This is a genomic window from Planococcus shenhongbingii, from assembly GCF_030413635.1.
Classification (GTDB): domain Bacteria; phylum Bacillota; class Bacilli; order Bacillales_A; family Planococcaceae; genus Planococcus; species Planococcus shenhongbingii.
Window position 1 is genome coordinate 1,083,530 of sequence record NZ_CP129235.1, and the last position, 14,344, is coordinate 1,097,873.

The 14,344-nt window shown below is 43.9% G+C and carries 16 protein-coding genes; 10 read left to right on the top strand and 6 right to left on the bottom strand.

Features of this window, described 5'->3' with window-relative positions; all coding sequences use genetic code 11:
* The first annotated feature begins 82 nt into the window (after window positions 1-82).
* From QWY16_RS05290 to QWY16_RS05305, 4 genes are all read left to right on the top strand, one after another.
* On the top strand, window positions 83-1,177 hold the full coding sequence (locus QWY16_RS05290) for a carbohydrate kinase family protein (RefSeq protein ID WP_300991882.1): 1,095 nt from the start codon (window positions 83-85) through the stop codon (window positions 1,175-1,177).
* Window positions 1,174-2,085, top strand: a complete 912-nt coding sequence (locus QWY16_RS05295; protein ID WP_300991883.1) for a pseudouridine-5'-phosphate glycosidase — start codon at window positions 1,174-1,176, stop codon at window positions 2,083-2,085. The genes QWY16_RS05290 and QWY16_RS05295 overlap by 4 nt, the downstream gene beginning before the upstream one ends.
* A 195-nt stretch (window positions 2,086-2,280) precedes the next feature.
* Window positions 2,281-3,588, top strand: coding sequence for an FAD-dependent oxidoreductase (locus tag QWY16_RS05300; RefSeq protein ID WP_300991884.1), 1,308 nt, complete (start codon window positions 2,281-2,283; stop codon window positions 3,586-3,588).
* On the top strand, window positions 3,585-4,571 hold the full coding sequence (locus QWY16_RS05305; RefSeq protein ID WP_300991885.1) for a class I SAM-dependent methyltransferase: 987 nt from the start codon (window positions 3,585-3,587) through the stop codon (window positions 4,569-4,571). The genes QWY16_RS05300 and QWY16_RS05305 overlap by 4 nt, the downstream gene beginning before the upstream one ends.
* 236 nt (window positions 4,572-4,807) lie before the next feature.
* Here QWY16_RS05305 and QWY16_RS05310 read toward each other — a convergent pair whose 3' ends face one another.
* Window positions 4,808-5,029: a DUF1128 domain-containing protein gene (locus QWY16_RS05310; protein WP_300991886.1), complete on the bottom strand. Its 222-nt coding sequence runs from the start codon at window positions 5,027-5,029 to the stop codon at window positions 4,808-4,810.
* A gap of 57 nt (window positions 5,030-5,086) precedes the next feature.
* Window positions 5,087-6,469 (bottom strand): alanine/glycine:cation symporter family protein, encoded by a 1,383-nt coding sequence (locus tag QWY16_RS05315; RefSeq protein WP_300991887.1) that lies wholly within the window; start codon window positions 6,467-6,469, stop codon window positions 5,087-5,089.
* Window positions 6,470-6,665: 196 nt separating this feature from the next.
* Here QWY16_RS05315 and QWY16_RS05320 point away from each other — a divergent pair, with 196 nt between their 5' ends.
* Together QWY16_RS05320 and QWY16_RS05325 are read left to right on the top strand one after the other, a co-directional pair.
* Window positions 6,666-7,178, top strand: a complete 513-nt coding sequence (locus tag QWY16_RS05320; protein ID WP_300991888.1) for a YtxH domain-containing protein — start codon at window positions 6,666-6,668, stop codon at window positions 7,176-7,178.
* Between the two features lie 50 nt (window positions 7,179-7,228).
* Window positions 7,229-8,116 carry a YihY/virulence factor BrkB family protein gene (locus QWY16_RS05325; RefSeq protein WP_300991889.1) on the top strand — a complete coding sequence of 296 codons (888 nt, stop codon included), beginning with the start codon at window positions 7,229-7,231 and terminating at the stop codon, window positions 8,114-8,116.
* Window positions 8,117-8,190: 74 nt separating this feature from the next.
* Here the strand turns inward: QWY16_RS05325 and QWY16_RS05330 are convergent, their stop codons facing one another.
* Together QWY16_RS05330 and QWY16_RS05335 are read right to left on the bottom strand one after the other, a co-directional pair.
* A complete protein-coding gene (locus tag QWY16_RS05330; protein WP_300991891.1) occupies window positions 8,191-8,385 on the bottom strand; it encodes an SE1561 family protein in 195 nt (64 codons plus the stop codon).
* Between the two features lie 331 nt (window positions 8,386-8,716).
* The gene (locus tag QWY16_RS05335; RefSeq protein ID WP_300991893.1) at window positions 8,717-9,097 is read right to left on the bottom strand and encodes an OsmC family protein; all 381 of its coding nucleotides are present in this window, start codon (window positions 9,095-9,097) and stop codon (window positions 8,717-8,719) included.
* A gap of 80 nt (window positions 9,098-9,177) precedes the next feature.
* On the opposite strand from QWY16_RS05335, the gene QWY16_RS05340 reads away from it, so the two are divergent.
* Window positions 9,178-10,365, top strand: a complete 1,188-nt coding sequence (locus tag QWY16_RS05340) for an MFS transporter (RefSeq protein WP_300991895.1) — start codon at window positions 9,178-9,180, stop codon at window positions 10,363-10,365.
* A 99-nt stretch (window positions 10,366-10,464) separates the two neighbouring features.
* On the opposite strand, the gene rlmD is transcribed toward QWY16_RS05340, so the two are convergent.
* Entirely contained in the window at window positions 10,465-11,829 is a 1,365-nt protein-coding gene (gene rlmD, locus QWY16_RS05345) for a 23S rRNA (uracil(1939)-C(5))-methyltransferase RlmD (protein ID WP_300991897.1), read from the bottom strand.
* A gap of 41 nt (window positions 11,830-11,870) precedes the next feature.
* A complete protein-coding gene (locus tag QWY16_RS05350; RefSeq protein ID WP_300991899.1) occupies window positions 11,871-12,770 on the bottom strand; it encodes a TIGR01777 family oxidoreductase in 900 nt (299 codons plus the stop codon).
* 92 nt (window positions 12,771-12,862) lie between these two features.
* Between QWY16_RS05350 and recX the strand changes: the two genes are divergently transcribed.
* Genes recX through QWY16_RS05365 form a run of 3 tightly spaced genes read left to right on the top strand, consistent with a single transcriptional unit; the run spans window position 12,863 to window position 14,259 of the window.
* Window positions 12,863-13,669: a recombination regulator RecX gene (recX, locus tag QWY16_RS05355; RefSeq protein WP_300991901.1), complete on the top strand. Its 807-nt coding sequence runs from the start codon at window positions 12,863-12,865 to the stop codon at window positions 13,667-13,669.
* A complete protein-coding gene (locus tag QWY16_RS05360; protein ID WP_300991902.1) occupies window positions 13,662-13,994 on the top strand; it encodes a YfhH family protein in 333 nt (110 codons plus the stop codon). Before recX ends, QWY16_RS05360 begins: the two co-directional genes overlap by 8 nt.
* A gap of 4 nt (window positions 13,995-13,998) precedes the next feature.
* Window positions 13,999-14,259 (top strand): YfhJ family protein, encoded by a 261-nt coding sequence (locus QWY16_RS05365; protein ID WP_300991903.1) that lies wholly within the window; start codon window positions 13,999-14,001, stop codon window positions 14,257-14,259.
* The last annotated feature ends 85 nt before the right edge of the window (window positions 14,260-14,344 follow it).

The window sequence follows — 14,344 nt, forward strand, 5'->3', positions numbered from 1 at the left end:
AGAAAATCACAGTATTATTTACTTGCATTTTTTATTATAAAAGTTTATGATTTAAACAAATGTTCAACGAGGAGGTGGGTAAATGAATAAAAAAGAGCAGGAAGTTATCGCCTTGATCAAGAAAAACCCTTATCTGTCTCAGCAGGAAATGGCGGATTCTCTGAAAATGTCCCGTCCTTCTTTAGCCAACTTAATATCAGGTCTCATACGGCAAGGGAAGATTGCTGGCCGTGCATACATACTTCCGGAAGAAGGGACAGTTGTTTGCATCGGCGGTGCCAATGTCGACCGGAAATTCTGGCTCGATAAGGCGGCTCAAATGGGCACTTCCAATCCGGCTAAGGTTTCCGTCAGCATCGGCGGAGTCGCGCGGAACGTTGCGGAGAACTTAGGAAGGATGGGGCACCGAGTAAAGCTGATGTCCATTGCTGGAAATGACCAGGAGTGGAAATTGATTGAAGAAAATTCGTCTCCTTTCATGGATACCGATTTGACCATACCCCATAATGAATTCTCAACCGGCACTTACACCGCAATATTAGAGCCGGATGGAGAGATGATTTTGGCAATGGCCGACATGGCCATCTATGATTCTTTGACAGTGGACTATGTCAAACGCAATGAACCGGCTTTATTAACAGCGGCTTTTCTGGTCATCGATTTGAACTGTCCAAAAGAAACGGTCCAGTATGTGCGAGAACTGGCAAAGGCCAGAGGCATTCCGCTCGCGGTTATTCCTGTTTCGACTCCCAAAATCGACCGGCTTGAAAAAGATTTGTCGGGTATTACTTGGCTGATCTTAAACCGGGGAGAAGCGGAGCGCTTTTTAGACATTACGATAGACTCCGAGGAAACTTGGCAGGATGCGATTACTCGCTTATTGGAACATGGAGCGGGAAATGTGGTAATTACCGGCGGCAAAGATGGTGCAATGGCTGGGAACCGGGAACAGGTCAGCCAATTTTCTGCCATCAGTGTTCCTGAACTGCTCGATGTCACAGGAGCGGGAGACGCTTTTTCCAGCGGCATCATCCATAGTTATTTAAAAGACCATCCGTTTGAAAAAATTATTCAAACGGGGCTGGTCAATGCAGCCAAGACGCTGCAAAGCGAAGCAACAGTAAGAACCGAATTATCGGCAATGCAATTACAAAATGAACTGGAGGAACTTATATGAACTCAATGATTACTTATTCAACAGAAGTACAACAAGCAATGGACAACAACCAGCCAATCGTGGCGTTGGAATCTACGATCATTTCCCACGGCATGCCTTACCCGCAAAACGTGGAAACTGCCCGCATCGTTGAACAAATTATCCGTGATAACGGAGCGGTACCAGCTACAATCGCCATTATGGATGGCAAAATCAAAATTGGTTTGTCCGATGAAGAGCTTGAACTCCTCGGCAATAGCCCGGATGTGGCAAAAGTTTCACGCCGCGACCTTGGCCAGTTGATTGCGACACGTAAAATTGGAGCTACTACTGTTGCAGCCACAATGATTTGTGCAGAACTGGCAGGAATCCGCGTATTTGCAACAGGCGGCATTGGCGGCGTTCACCGTGGTGCAGAAACTACAATGGACATTTCTGCTGACCTTGAAGAGTTGGCAACTACTGGAGTAGCGGTTGTATGCGCTGGAGCAAAATCAATTTTAGATATCGGTTTGACTCTGGAATTCCTTGAAACAAAAGGCGTACCGGTTATCGGTTATAAAACAGATAAAATGCCGGCATTCTACACGCAGTCAAGCGAATTTGATTTGACTTTCCGTGCGGATGACGTTGACACATTGGCAAAAGTGTTGAAAGCGAAATGGGATCTTGGACTTAAAGGCGGCGCAGTTGTGGCTAACCCGATTCCTGCAGAGCATGCTCTGGAAGAATCCTTCATTAACGGCATAATCGACCAAGCTATGGCTGAGGCTAAAGAAAACGGCATTGCAGGTAAAGAAACAACGCCTTTCCTTCTAGGCAAAGTGAAAGAGTTGACTGAAGGCACAAGTCTAGTGGCGAACATCGAATTAGTGAAACACAACGCTGAAGTTGGCGCGAAGCTAGCTGTAGCATATAACAAACTTTAATAGAGACACTTTAAACCGCGGGGGTTTTTTATCCCCGCGGTTTGTTAATTAAAGCAGTCAGAGGTTTTCGCAGGATATATGAATAGTGGACAAGAAGAAGCTCTCAATATTTGAGAGCTTCTTTTTTTATGCCCGTAGAAGAAAGGTTTTCCCGGCCTTTACTTGCGGGTAAACAGAAATAAGGAGCTGAAACTCATGAAAACAGATGTGTTCATAAGCGGCGGCGGAGTCGGCGGTTTGACGCTGGCGCTGAAGCTGGCACAGCGCGGGGTGGATGTTGTCATTGCTGAACGTCTGGCTTCCCATACCCCGGCTTATAAAGGCGAATTGCTGCAGCCTAAAAGCATGCAGATTTTTGACGGACTTGGACTCTTTGAGGAGATTAAGGAACGCGCTAATGAAATAAAGGTACTCGATATGCTGGAACTGTCGAGTACACTAGCTGTTCGGGACCAGTCATATCTTGACTACAGTGTATTGCCAGGAAAATATAATGCCGCTTATATGGCGCATCATGAAGAGTTGAAATCAATTATTCTCGGGGCTGCCTCACACTTTTCCAACTTTCATTATTTGAGAGGAACAACATGCAAAAAAGTTACTGAAGATAAGGCCATTTTGCGAAAAGGCAAAGAACAAATAGAAGTACAGGCCGATTATTTCATCGGTGCGGAAGGCCGGGCTTCCATCACCCGTAAAGCGATGGGCATCGAAATAAAACAAAGCGCCTACAATCATCATTTTTTAACCGTGACGTTTCCGAGGCCTGAAAATTTCAGAGATGGACAAATCATTTCTACATACAACAGGTTCTTAGGCTTGTTTCCATTGCCTGATAATCTGGTGCGAAGTGTGTACTTGATTCCGGAAGGAGATTATCAGCAATTGAAAGAAAAACCGATCAGCCATTTCCATAAACTTTACACCGATTTGGCGCCTTCTCTTGATGGCTATGTTCAGCAGCTGCAAGACTGGAAGAAAATTCAGCTGATGATTCCAGTCATGTTCCATGCCCCTGCCTATATAAAAGGCAATAAAGCCATTATTGGAGACGCTGCACACGCAGTTCACCCAATGGCTGGTGAAGGCATGAATATGGCCATCCAAGATGCCGATATCCTCGGTGAACTTTTGGCTGATATGATGGAGTCCGGGAATCGGCAGCCTGAAAATTTATTGTGGTATGAAAAAGTGCGCTACAAAAGAGCAGAACATGTGCTGCAGCTTAGCCATTTGTCAGCTCTTGCCTATTCGTTTCCTTTCCGGACGGTCAGCTATCTCCGGAAAAAGACCGTTGAACGGATGGAAGAAGACCCAATTCTTCATTTCAAGCAAATGCTCAACGTTTCCGGTCTGGGCATGTGGAAAGAAAATGTCCGTGACCGGTTTATTCAAGGAGGTTTCATGCCTGTGCGAAGCAGAGATTTAACCTCAGATACAAAAGAATTGAAATATTTTACCAGAGAAGAAGATTATCCGTGGAAAGTGGAGGGACTTGTATGATAGATGTGATGAAAATGTTTAAGGCCCGGATGTACATGAAACGCAACGAACCGTTTTTATACAGCTGGCATGCCTATGTAGGTTATGAACTGGATTTATTTAAAGCGTTTGAGCGGCCAGTGACAAAATTTGATGTGGCGGATGCGCTGCAATTGGATGAAGAACTGCTGAACCAATGGGTCAATGTAGGGGTTTCTATAGGGCACTTGAAAGAAGCTGGAAGAGGGCGCTATAAAACATGGAATGCTTGGAAACTGCCAAAACCGAAAGGCCATAATTCCTCAGGGGTTTTGCTGAAAGAAATGATGGAACTGCATATTCCCACGCTTCTCAGCTATCCGGAAATGATGAGGAAACAGAACCGCCGCCACTTTGATGAAGAAAAACACGCACCGACAGTAGCGGAAACCAGCCGTTTGCTGGAAGTATTGGCGATGCCTAAAATGTCCAGACGGATCAGAGAAAGCAAAAGCAGAACAGTTCTCGATATCGGTTGCGGAGAAGCAGGGTATATCCAGAAACTGGCGGATCGTTTTCCAGATACTCAATTCACTGGAATTGAAATCAGTCCTACAGTAGCAGAAACTGCTAAAAAGCTGACGGCAGACAATGACAATATTGTAATAGAAAATGCAGACTTGTGGCATTACAAACCACAAAAACTCCAGGACATGGTTATGATGAACAATGTCATCCACTATATTGATCTGGAAGAACGGCAAGCCTTATTCACCGAACTGGGCAGTTGGCTGGAAGATGATGGAGTTCTATCAATTGTGACGCCAATTGCCGGAACCAGCGATGATCCTCCATTTGCCAACGTCTTTAATAGTTTTTTCTCCTCTTTTGATAATTTATACCGGTTGCCGACCAGACAGGAACTTAATGAATGGGGAGAAGAAGCAGGACTCGCCATGCTTGGCATCCAAACCGTCATCAAAGAAGGCGGCTGGTATATTGTGCAATATCAAAAGAAAAGCTAAGGCGCCTGATCAGCTCCGACAAGCGCTGGAGAGCTTAACGGAAATGGCGTTCTTTGCCATTCCCGGGAAGACCGAAGCGACTCGAGGAGCTAGGCGCTGAAGCTGGACATTAAGAAAAGCTAAGGCGCCTGATCAGCTCCGACAAGCGCTGGAGGGCTTAGCGGAAAGGGCGTTCTTTGCATTCATAGAAAAAACACCTTGGCATTCCAGAAAAATCTGAATGCCAAGGTGTTTTATTATTTGCGCAATGAACCAAGTTCCTGCGCAATTGCCTGCATTTCGTTTGGTGTGATGCTGTCGCGGCTTGCGACCATTTCATACAGTTCTTTCAAGTCTTCGTATTTCGATGAGTTGAAATGTTCCGGCTTCATCGCGTCGGCATTGACCATGCGCAATTTCGCTTTTATTTCTTCAATCATAAACGAGACGTTTTCATTTGACGGTTTTGATAGGTCCATGATGGGTTCCTGCCTTTCGAAGGGTATAACTCATCATTTCACTGTTCAAAATAAAAGTCAATTGCCAGCTCGTGCCGCTTCTTTGTCGGCAATCACTTGTGCTTTTTCTTCTTTGATTTTTGAAACGATCCGTTTTGTTTCCAAAGCGATGACACCCGATAAACCGAGAAGTCCGATTAAGTTCGGAAGAGCCATTAAACCGTTCATGATATCAGAGAACATCCAAACCACATCGAGCGAAACCGTTGCCCCGATGAACACGACTGCAATAAAGGCAACGCGGTACACAATCAAAAGGCTAGGGTTTTTAAATAAATACTGGAAACATTTCTCTCCGTAATACGACCAGCCAATGATGGTGGAAGAAGCGAAGAAAATTAATCCAATTGCAACAACAATCGGTCCAGCCGGTCCTAAAAACTGTTCAAAAGCCGCCGTTGTCAGTGCAGAACCTTCCAGAGATTTATCTGTGTAAAGGCCGGACATAACAATGGTGATGCCTGTAATGGAGCAGATGATCAATGTATCAATGAATACCTGTGTCATGGAAACGAGAGCCTGGCGGCCGGGCATATCGGTTTTAGCCGCTGCTGCCGCAATTGGTGCAGACCCGAGGCCCGCTTCGTTGGAGAACACCCCACGCGCAACTCCGTAGCGTATAGCGGCCCCTATTGCACCACCTACAGCTGCTTCGCCAGTAAAGGCCGAACTAAGAATAGTGCCGATGGCCGGCAAAATCAATTCGACATTTGTAATCATGATAATAGCTCCGGCAATAATGTAAAACAATGCCATGAACGGAACAAAATAAGAAGTGACTTTTCCGATTGTCGTAATGCCGCCCAAAATGACTGATGCAGCGAAAACGGTTAAGATAATGCCTGTAATCCATGTGGGTACATTAAATGTATCCCGAACCACTGCTGCTACTGAATTTGATTGAGTTCCATTGCCAATGCCGAATGCAGCAATCGAACCGAAAACGGCAAATGACACTCCTAGCCATTTTTGTTTCAGGCCGTGCTCCAAATAATACATTGGTCCGCCAGCCATCAATCCTCTGGCATCAACGACGCGGTATTTTACTGCCAGCACCGCTTCTCCGTATTTGGTAGCCATGCCAAAAAATGCGGACATCCACATCCAGAATACAGCTCCCGGACCACCCAAAATAACGGCTGTTGCAACCCCGACGATATTACCTGTTCCAACAGTCGCTGCCAGAGCGGTTGACAGCGCCTGGAAATGGCTGATGTCTCCTTCTGACTTAGTGTCTTGATTTTTGGTGAACACAAGTTTTAACGCATAAGGCAATAATCGTACTTGTAAAAGACCTAAACGAATCGTTAAATAAATCCCTGTCCCCACCAATAATACTAAAAGCGGTGGACCCCATACAAAACTGCTGATGTTGCCCAAAATTGATTCTAGTCTCTCCATCGTATTTCCCCTTTGTATGTATAATTTTTTAATACTTCCCCCTTTGTTCACCACCTTTAGACTCAATATTCTGAAATATTAACCAAAGAGTCAAGGGTTTTTTGAAAAATAAAATTTACTTAGTGTTTAAATTTCTGGAGATTAGGGAAAAATCCAAAAGAGACGCAAGTACTACAATTATTGGGAGGAATTCAGGATGAGCCAAAACAAACTATTAACAGGATTACTTATGGGAGCTGCGGTTGGAGTGATCGTATCTTTATTTGACCGCAATACACGAAATGACGTAATGAATAAATCGAAAAAAGTGGGCAGCAGTGCTCAATATTATGCTCAAAATAGAAAAGAATTAGTGTCTGCTGTACAGCAGCAGACAGAAAGAGTTCAAAATATCTATTCACGAATTTCAGAAGACGCTTCTTATGTAGGGGAAAAAGTCAATGAGTTGAAAGATTTGACTCCACAGGTCAAAGAATTGGCAATGGAAACAAAAGACGCGTTTGTTGACACAAAAGATGCAGTGATCGACTCGAAAGATGATGTACTGTCTGCATTGAAAGAAGACAGCCCATCTGGCACTTCATCTTTGACAGAAGGCAGTGATTCATCATCATCTGGTTCTGGAAGCAGCTCAGGATCTAATTCAGGGTCTGCAACCGGCTCAAGAACTGGATCGACTTCTGGCACGAATACTTCAAAAAAGGTCTAATTCCAATAGAAACAGGGAACAAAGGCAAAAATACAGAGCCAGAGGAACGGTTGCATAATCTGGCGGTAAGCCATGATGTAACAACCGGAAAAGGTTTTTTAAAAGAATTAATTAAACGTATCAAAGATATAGATGTAACAGGACTAGGAGCGCAATTGGCGTTCTTTTTCCTGTTGTCGATATTCCCGCTTTTGATTTTCATAGTAACTTTATTGCCTTATTTAAATTTATCGGAAGATCAAATCTACAGTTTTATGAAAGAAATAGCTCCAATAGAAGTGTATACGATTATTGAAGAGACGCTAAAAGAAATATTGACCAATCAAAATGGAGGTCTTTTATCTTTTGGTATTATCGCTACTATTTGGTCGGCGAGCCTTGGCATGGATGCACTTATTAAATCATTGAATTTTTCATATGGTGTGGAAGAAAATCGACCTTTGCTGATAGCACGGGGAATGTCGATCATCTCTACGGTACTATTCATCTTTATCTTAATCGTGGCACTTGTTCTTCCGATTTTTGGACGGCAAATCGGTCTTTTTATTTTCACTTTCCTTGGATTGGAAGAAGGCTTTCTGGAGTTATGGGCTACCATTCGTTTTACTATACCGCCGCTGATTATTTTCGGGGTGTGTTCAGTAATTTATTGGGTAGCACCCAATATCAAACTGGATGTCAGAAGCGTTATGACCGGAGCCGCTTTTACAGCAGTTGGCTGGCTGATCATCTCGTATGCCTTTTCCATATACATTAATAATTTTGGCAATTTTTCAGCAACTTACGGCAGTATCGGAGGAATCATCATTTTGATGCTTTGGTTGTATATATCGGCCATGCTCCTGTTAATAGGAGGGCAGATCAATGCGGTTATGCAAGGGCGTATAGATATGATTGCGACGAAGAAAAGTAAGCGCAGCTGGCTAGTGAAGAGGTAATAGCATTTTGTGAGAATAAGAAAACGATCCATGTCAGCAATGTCGCTGGCATGGATCGTTTTCTTTATGCATGTTTATTCTTCTTCAGTCGGACGTGCTCTGAATTGCTGCATTTTATCGTCCAGTTCATCAACCATGGCGATAAGGCGATCAATATCTTCTAACTCGGTATTTTCCGGTTCAATAGCATCCAACACTTCCAAAAACATATTTAAGCGTTGTTTCATGTATTTTACTTGCTGCTCTTTATTCGTAATGGATTTGCCCATTCGAAACACCTCTTTTCGCATGTTAATGGTAGCTGAAAACAGAGAAGAATACAATAAAATCTAGGTAAAAAGAGCGATTTCAACATTTAGAATGTTTTAAATATTTACTTAATGAAAATCTTATGTTAAGCTAACGTTAATCAATAGAGAGGGGAGGCATTAGTGAAGAGCCAAAACCAATCACTGTAGGAATAAAAAGGAGGTTGTTCGAATATTTCACCGGCGTTTTAAGCCGAAGAAATCGAATTATGAAAATTCAAACGGATATTGCTAAAACCTAGAGGCTCAGCCGGAATCTGAAATTAGATACGGACTGAGCCTTATTTGTGTTTTAAAGGACTTCATAAGTTTCAATAATTTCGATTGAATGTTCCACCGAACGGACCATGGAACAATTCTTGCGGGTCAATTCCATCACACGCGGCATTTTAGCAGGATCAATTTTGCCTTTTAAAATGAAATGCAAATATACTTTGGAAACCAGGTTCGCTTCTTCTTCAATGCGTATTACTTCTTTCACATCGATTTGAATATCTTCTGCAGGCATCCGCATTCTCTCCAAAACTTTTAGCATCACTCCACCGCTGCACACGGCTAAAGAAGACACGAGCAGCTGATAGGGACGGAAGCCGTATTCTTCATTGCTTGACACTAATAATTTCCCATATGGCAAATCTCCTGTAAAGCCGTTTTCATTCATCAAAAATTTCATCGCTTGACGCCTCCTTATGTTAAAATTGTATCTGAATTCCATTGAAAGTAAAAAAGAACGAGCTTGCGCAGGAGGTACAGATGAAGATTTTCTTAAAAAGCGAGCGTGCCCGTTTTTGGATTTTGGTTGCAATCGTCTCAATATCCGGTTTTTCACAAGGGATGCTGTTGCCGCTAATTGCCATTATTTTTGAACAAGACGGCGTATCATCAGCTTTAAATGGTTTAAGTGCTACCGGTTTATACATAGGAACGTTGGTGGTTGCCCCTTTTATGGAACCGCAATTGCGCAGGTTTGGCTATAAACCGCTAATTTTATTTGGTGGCGGATTGGTGATTGCCTCTCTGTTATTGTTTCCGCTTTGGAAAAGTGTGCTGTTTTGGTTCGTGCTGCGGGTATTGATTGGCATTGGTGACCAGGCGCTGCATTTTTCAACTCAGACTTGGATCACCAGTTTTTCTCCGCAACATCGGCTGGGGCGGAATATTGCAATCTATGGCATGTCATTTAGCGTTGGCTTCGGTGCCGGACCGCTTTTTGTGCCGCTCGTTGAAATTTTTGAAGCGCTGCCGTTTATCGTATCTGGAATTTTATGCTTAATTGCCTGGTCGCTGGTCTTTTTGCTGAAAAACGATTACCCGCAAATGACTGCGGGAGGCATGTCAGAAAAGGGAACTCTTGGGCGTTTCAAAACTGCGCTTGTGATTGCCTGGGTCGCGTTTCTGCCGCCGCTTGGATACGGCTTTTTGGAGGCTTCTCTAAACGCAATTTATCCGGTATATGCGCTGCGCCAAGAAATTGATGTCCGAATGGTTTCAATTATGCTGGCCGCTTTTTCATTGGGGGCCATCGCTACACAATTACCGCTTGGAGCTCTAAGTGACCGGATAGGCCGAAGAAATGTGCTGCTCGTTGCGTTAGTAGGAGGCGCCGCCGTTTTTGGGACCGCCAGCTTTTTCGAATCGAACGGATGGCTGACCGTGGCATTCTTTGCTTTGGCAGGAATGTTTGTAGGGTCAACGTTTTCTTTAGGAATCTCCTATATGGCGGATTTGATGCCAAAAGATTTATTGCCGACAGGGAATTTATTGTGCGGCATCGCTTTTAGCATCGGCAGTTTGTCAGGACCGTTTTTAGGGGGTCTTTTTGTCGAGTATTCTGGCGGCTTAAGCTTTTTGCTATTGATTGCAGCTATGCTGCTCGTACTTTTTTTCATTATTTTGCTGCGGGGAGAACGAGGAAAAGAACAAGTTGCCGAATTCGAATAAAAGCATCTTCAAAGAGCATGCTTTTCTTCATCATCCATTGCCCGTATAAGAAGCGCAAAGAAAAGGACAAGAAAACCAATTGGTTTTCTTGTCCTTTTCCTATTTCAATATTAATTTTGTTACAGACTCTACTTGTGCTGTCTGCGGGAACATGTCAATCGGCTGAATATATTCGATTTTGTAGACTTTCGTTAATTGCTGTAAATCTTTTGCCAATGTAGAAGGATTGCAGGACGTATAAATAAAGCGCTTTGGTTTTACTTTCAAAATGGTTTTAATTAGGGATTCCCCTAGGCCGGTGCGCGGAGGGTCAACAGTCAATACATCCGGCACATAACCTTCATTGCGCCAGGTCTCCAGCCATTTTTCAGCGCTTCCAGTTACGTATTTCGCATCATAGCCATGTTTTTTGGCATTCGCTTTTGCATCCACGACACTTTCGTGAATCAAATCCATGCCTCGGATTTCTTTTGCGCGGTCAGCAAGCCATAAGCCGATCGTTCCGACTCCGCAATAAGCATCGACTACAGATTCGTTTCCGGTCAAATCGGCTGCCCGCTTAATTTCGTCATAGAGCTTAACAGTTTGCTTTGGATTCAATTGGAAGAATGCCCGGGCTGACAAATCGAATGACAGTTCACCAAGTTTTTCGTGGATGGTATCTTTGCCCCAAAGAGTAATTGTTTCCTCACCAAAAATCAATGAAGTTTTTTCTTTGTTGATATTTTGAACAATAGAAACAATGTTGGGGTCCAGCTCTTTCAATAAGTCGATCAGCATTTCCTTTTGCGGCATTCTGGCTCTGGTCGTAATTAAGACAAGCTGGATTTCACCAGTTTCTACACCTGTGCGGACGACGATGGTCCGGACAATGCCTTTCATTGTTTTGCCATCATAAATCGGCATTTTTAAATCTTCCAAAACCCGTTTCACTTCATTCGTGATGCGCGTAGTGTTTGGATGCTGGACAATGCATTGCTCGATGTCGAGCAGTTGATGCGAGCCTTCGGCGAATAAGCCGGCAATGACTTGAGTGCCTTTTAATCGTGTTTGGAATTGGCTTTTGTTGCGGTAATACCATGGGTCTTCCATTCCAATGGTGTTTTCGATTTTGACATTCACGCCTTTTAAGTAGCGGTCGAGTGCTTGGACGACAAGATCGCGTTTCTCGACTAATTGCTGGCTGTAAGTCATATGTTGCAGCTGGCATCCGCCGCATGCCTCGTAAATCGGACACGGAGGTGTCTGGCGGTGAGGAGAAGGCGTTCGCATTTTCAAAATGCGGGCCTCAGCGAAGTTCCGTTTGACATTCGTTACTTGTGCAGTAATTTCTTCACCAGGCAATGCACCGGGTACAAATACGACGTTGCGTTTAAAAAAGCCGATGCCTTCACCGTTAATGCCGAGCCGTTTTATCGTCAAAGGAAACTTTTGGCCTTCCTCGATAATGGGTTTATCGTTCATTGTTTTCACGTCCTTTAGGTAATCATCCCTCCATTATATGCTTATTTATAGATATCAGCCAGTGCTGACTGCAAATCGGGATAATCGAATTTAAAGCCGTGGCGCTCAAGCACCGTCGGCACTACACGCTGTCCTGTAAGAACCAGCTGGCTTTTGTCTCCAAGCGCAGCTTTTAAAGCGAACGCCGGAACAGGGAACCAGTGTGGACGGTGAAGCGTTTTGGCAATCTGTTTGCCAAAATCCTTCATTTGTTTTGGGTCGGGAGCTGTGACGTTGAACGGCCCTTCAATTTCCTCATTTTCCAGAGCAAATTGGATGGCTCGCGCTACATCTTTCACATGGACCCATGATACCCACTGTGTTCCTGAAGCTATCGTACCACCCACGAAAAGTTTATAGGGAAGTGCCATCAATGGCAGAGCACCATCTTTTTCCCCCAGGATGATGCCGAATCTGCCATATGCCACTCGTACTCCATGGGATTTTGCATGATCCGCCAGCTTTTCCCAATCTCTAACGGTCTGGGCTAGAAAATCTTTAGCGAAATCTGCCGAAGCTTCCGTGTATGTAACCTGGGTCGAGGGCATATAAATTCCAATGGCGCTGGCGTTGATCAATACTCTAGGCTTTTTGTTCAATTTGGCGATAATCCGGAGCACTTCTTCCGTGGCTTCCATCCGGCTATTATAAATTTCTCTTTTTTGCTCTTTGCTCCACCGGCCGTCATTGATCGATGTGCCGGCCAAATTAATGATGGCATCAATGCCTTCCAACTGCTTCTCCGGGGCCGCTCCTTCTTTCAGCCATTGCACGTATTTGGTGTTCGCAGTAGAGCGTTTTGGGCTTCTTGTCAAAATGTAAACCATATGTCCTTTGTTATGGAATAATCGGGTCAATTCCTTGCCGACAAAACCTGTTCCGCCTGTAATTGCTATCTTCATCCATATCGCCTCCATTTCTTCTAATAATACCCGCAATCCATGCATTTAAGCATTTGAAAGGGTATAATAGGGAAGGAAGAGAGGTGCCGTAAATGCCGATTATTTCGAAAATCACCAGAGGGAAAAGAAATCCGGAAAGGTACAATATCTACCTTGAGGAGAAATTTGCTTTTAGTGTGGATGAAGCGGTGCTGATCCGGTACCAGCTCACAAAAGGGAAAGAGTTAGACCAATGGACCATCGAAGAAATGAACTTTGAAGATGAAGTCCGGAAGGCTTACAATAAAGCGCTGAATTATCTTGGCTTCCGCATGCGCAGTGAAGACGAAGTGCGCACCAAATTGAAAGAAAAAGAATTTGGCAACGCCGTGATCGATGAAGCAATCAAAAAGCTCTACACCCATAAATTTTTGGATGACCAGGCATTTTCAGAAGCGCTCCTCCGAACCCAGGTGAACTCAGGGAAAAAGGGGCCGCGTGCAATTCAGCAGGAAATGCAAAAAAAAGGGATTGATAAACAAATGCAGGAAGACGTTTTAAATTCCTATTCAGAAGAAGAACAATTGGAAATTGCCAAAGAGTTGGCGATAAAAATTGCGGCTAAAGAAAAGATGAAAACTCCGAGCCAGATCAAGCAGAAAATCAATGATTCACTGATGAGGAAAGGTTATTCCTACAGCTTGATTAAACTAGCCATGGAAGACCTGGACTTTGAAAAGGATGAAGACCAGTGGACAGATAGCGTTAAGGAACAAGGCGATAAACTATGGAGAAAACACAGCAGTAAACTGACAGGCTATGACTTGAAATCGAAAGTCAAACAGGGCTTGTATCAAAAAGGATTCCCGAGCGAAGTAATCAATGAATACTTGGAGAAGAAGGAGCAGGAAGATGACTGAAGAAAAGCGTTACAGTGAAATGGATGAACATGAGTTGCGAAATGAGATTGCGCGGCTGAAAGAAAAAGCGAGAAAAGCGGAGCAGTTGGGCATGGTCAATGAATTTGCAGTGCTTGAACGAAAAGCCGTAATGGCAGCCGCTTATATGATCAATCCGGAAGATTTCAAAAAAGGTGAAGTTTACCGCATCGAAGGTGATCCGAATGTCTTTTTCCAAATAGATTATTTAAAAGGCCGGTTTGCATGGGGCTATCGCCTTGGAGGAGAAAAGCACACTGAAGCGTTGCCGATTTCCATGCTGCGCCCGCTGAAAGAAGGGAAGTAGGCGAATGAATGAGATGATTGATCAGTTGATTCTGGAACTGCGTGAAAAGAATCCCAATTTAACAGAAGAAAAAGCCCGTACATGGATCGAATTGCTGGTATCCGATTTCGAATCTTCCTATGCAAAAGCAGGATACGATTACCAAGGAAGCGCAGTAGTAGAAAAAGTGATCCGCCAATGGATTACGAGTTACGGCGACAAAATACATGAATTTGCTGGGAGAAACCCGAAGTACGCCCATTTATTGAATGAGCAGAACAATTAAAAAACGCACACTCTAGTTGTGTGCGTTTTTCTCTTTGATTGTTAAAGAGTTAATGTGGTTGTCGAACCTGAACGGCCGTTTCCAC

Coding starts and splice junctions, on each gene's coding strand:
- QWY16_RS05290 (WP_300991882.1), top strand. CDS start 83: ATGAATAAAAAAGAGCAGGAAGTTATCGCCTTGATCAAGAAAAACCCT.
- QWY16_RS05295 (WP_300991883.1), top strand. CDS start 1,174: ATGAACTCAATGATTACTTATTCAACAGAAGTACAACAAGCAATGGAC.
- QWY16_RS05300 (WP_300991884.1), top strand. CDS start 2,281: ATGAAAACAGATGTGTTCATAAGCGGCGGCGGAGTCGGCGGTTTGACG.
- QWY16_RS05305 (WP_300991885.1), top strand. CDS start 3,585: ATGATAGATGTGATGAAAATGTTTAAGGCCCGGATGTACATGAAACGC.
- QWY16_RS05310 (WP_300991886.1), bottom strand. CDS start 5,029: ATGGACCTATCAAAACCGTCAAATGAAAACGTCTCGTTTATGATTGAA.
- QWY16_RS05315 (WP_300991887.1), bottom strand. CDS start 6,469: ATGGAGAGACTAGAATCAATTTTGGGCAACATCAGCAGTTTTGTATGG.
- QWY16_RS05320 (WP_300991888.1), top strand. CDS start 6,666: ATGAGCCAAAACAAACTATTAACAGGATTACTTATGGGAGCTGCGGTT.
- QWY16_RS05330 (WP_300991891.1), bottom strand. CDS start 8,385: ATGGGCAAATCCATTACGAATAAAGAGCAGCAAGTAAAATACATGAAA.
- QWY16_RS05335 (WP_300991893.1), bottom strand. CDS start 9,097: ATGAAATTTTTGATGAATGAAAACGGCTTTACAGGAGATTTGCCATAT.
- QWY16_RS05340 (WP_300991895.1), top strand. CDS start 9,178: ATGAAGATTTTCTTAAAAAGCGAGCGTGCCCGTTTTTGGATTTTGGTT.
- rlmD (WP_300991897.1), bottom strand. CDS start 11,829: ATGAACGATAAACCCATTATCGAGGAAGGCCAAAAGTTTCCTTTGACG.
- QWY16_RS05350 (WP_300991899.1), bottom strand. CDS start 12,770: ATGAAGATAGCAATTACAGGCGGAACAGGTTTTGTCGGCAAGGAATTG.
- recX (WP_300991901.1), top strand. CDS start 12,863: ATGCCGATTATTTCGAAAATCACCAGAGGGAAAAGAAATCCGGAAAGG.
- QWY16_RS05360 (WP_300991902.1), top strand. CDS start 13,662: ATGACTGAAGAAAAGCGTTACAGTGAAATGGATGAACATGAGTTGCGA.
- QWY16_RS05365 (WP_300991903.1), top strand. CDS start 13,999: ATGAATGAGATGATTGATCAGTTGATTCTGGAACTGCGTGAAAAGAAT.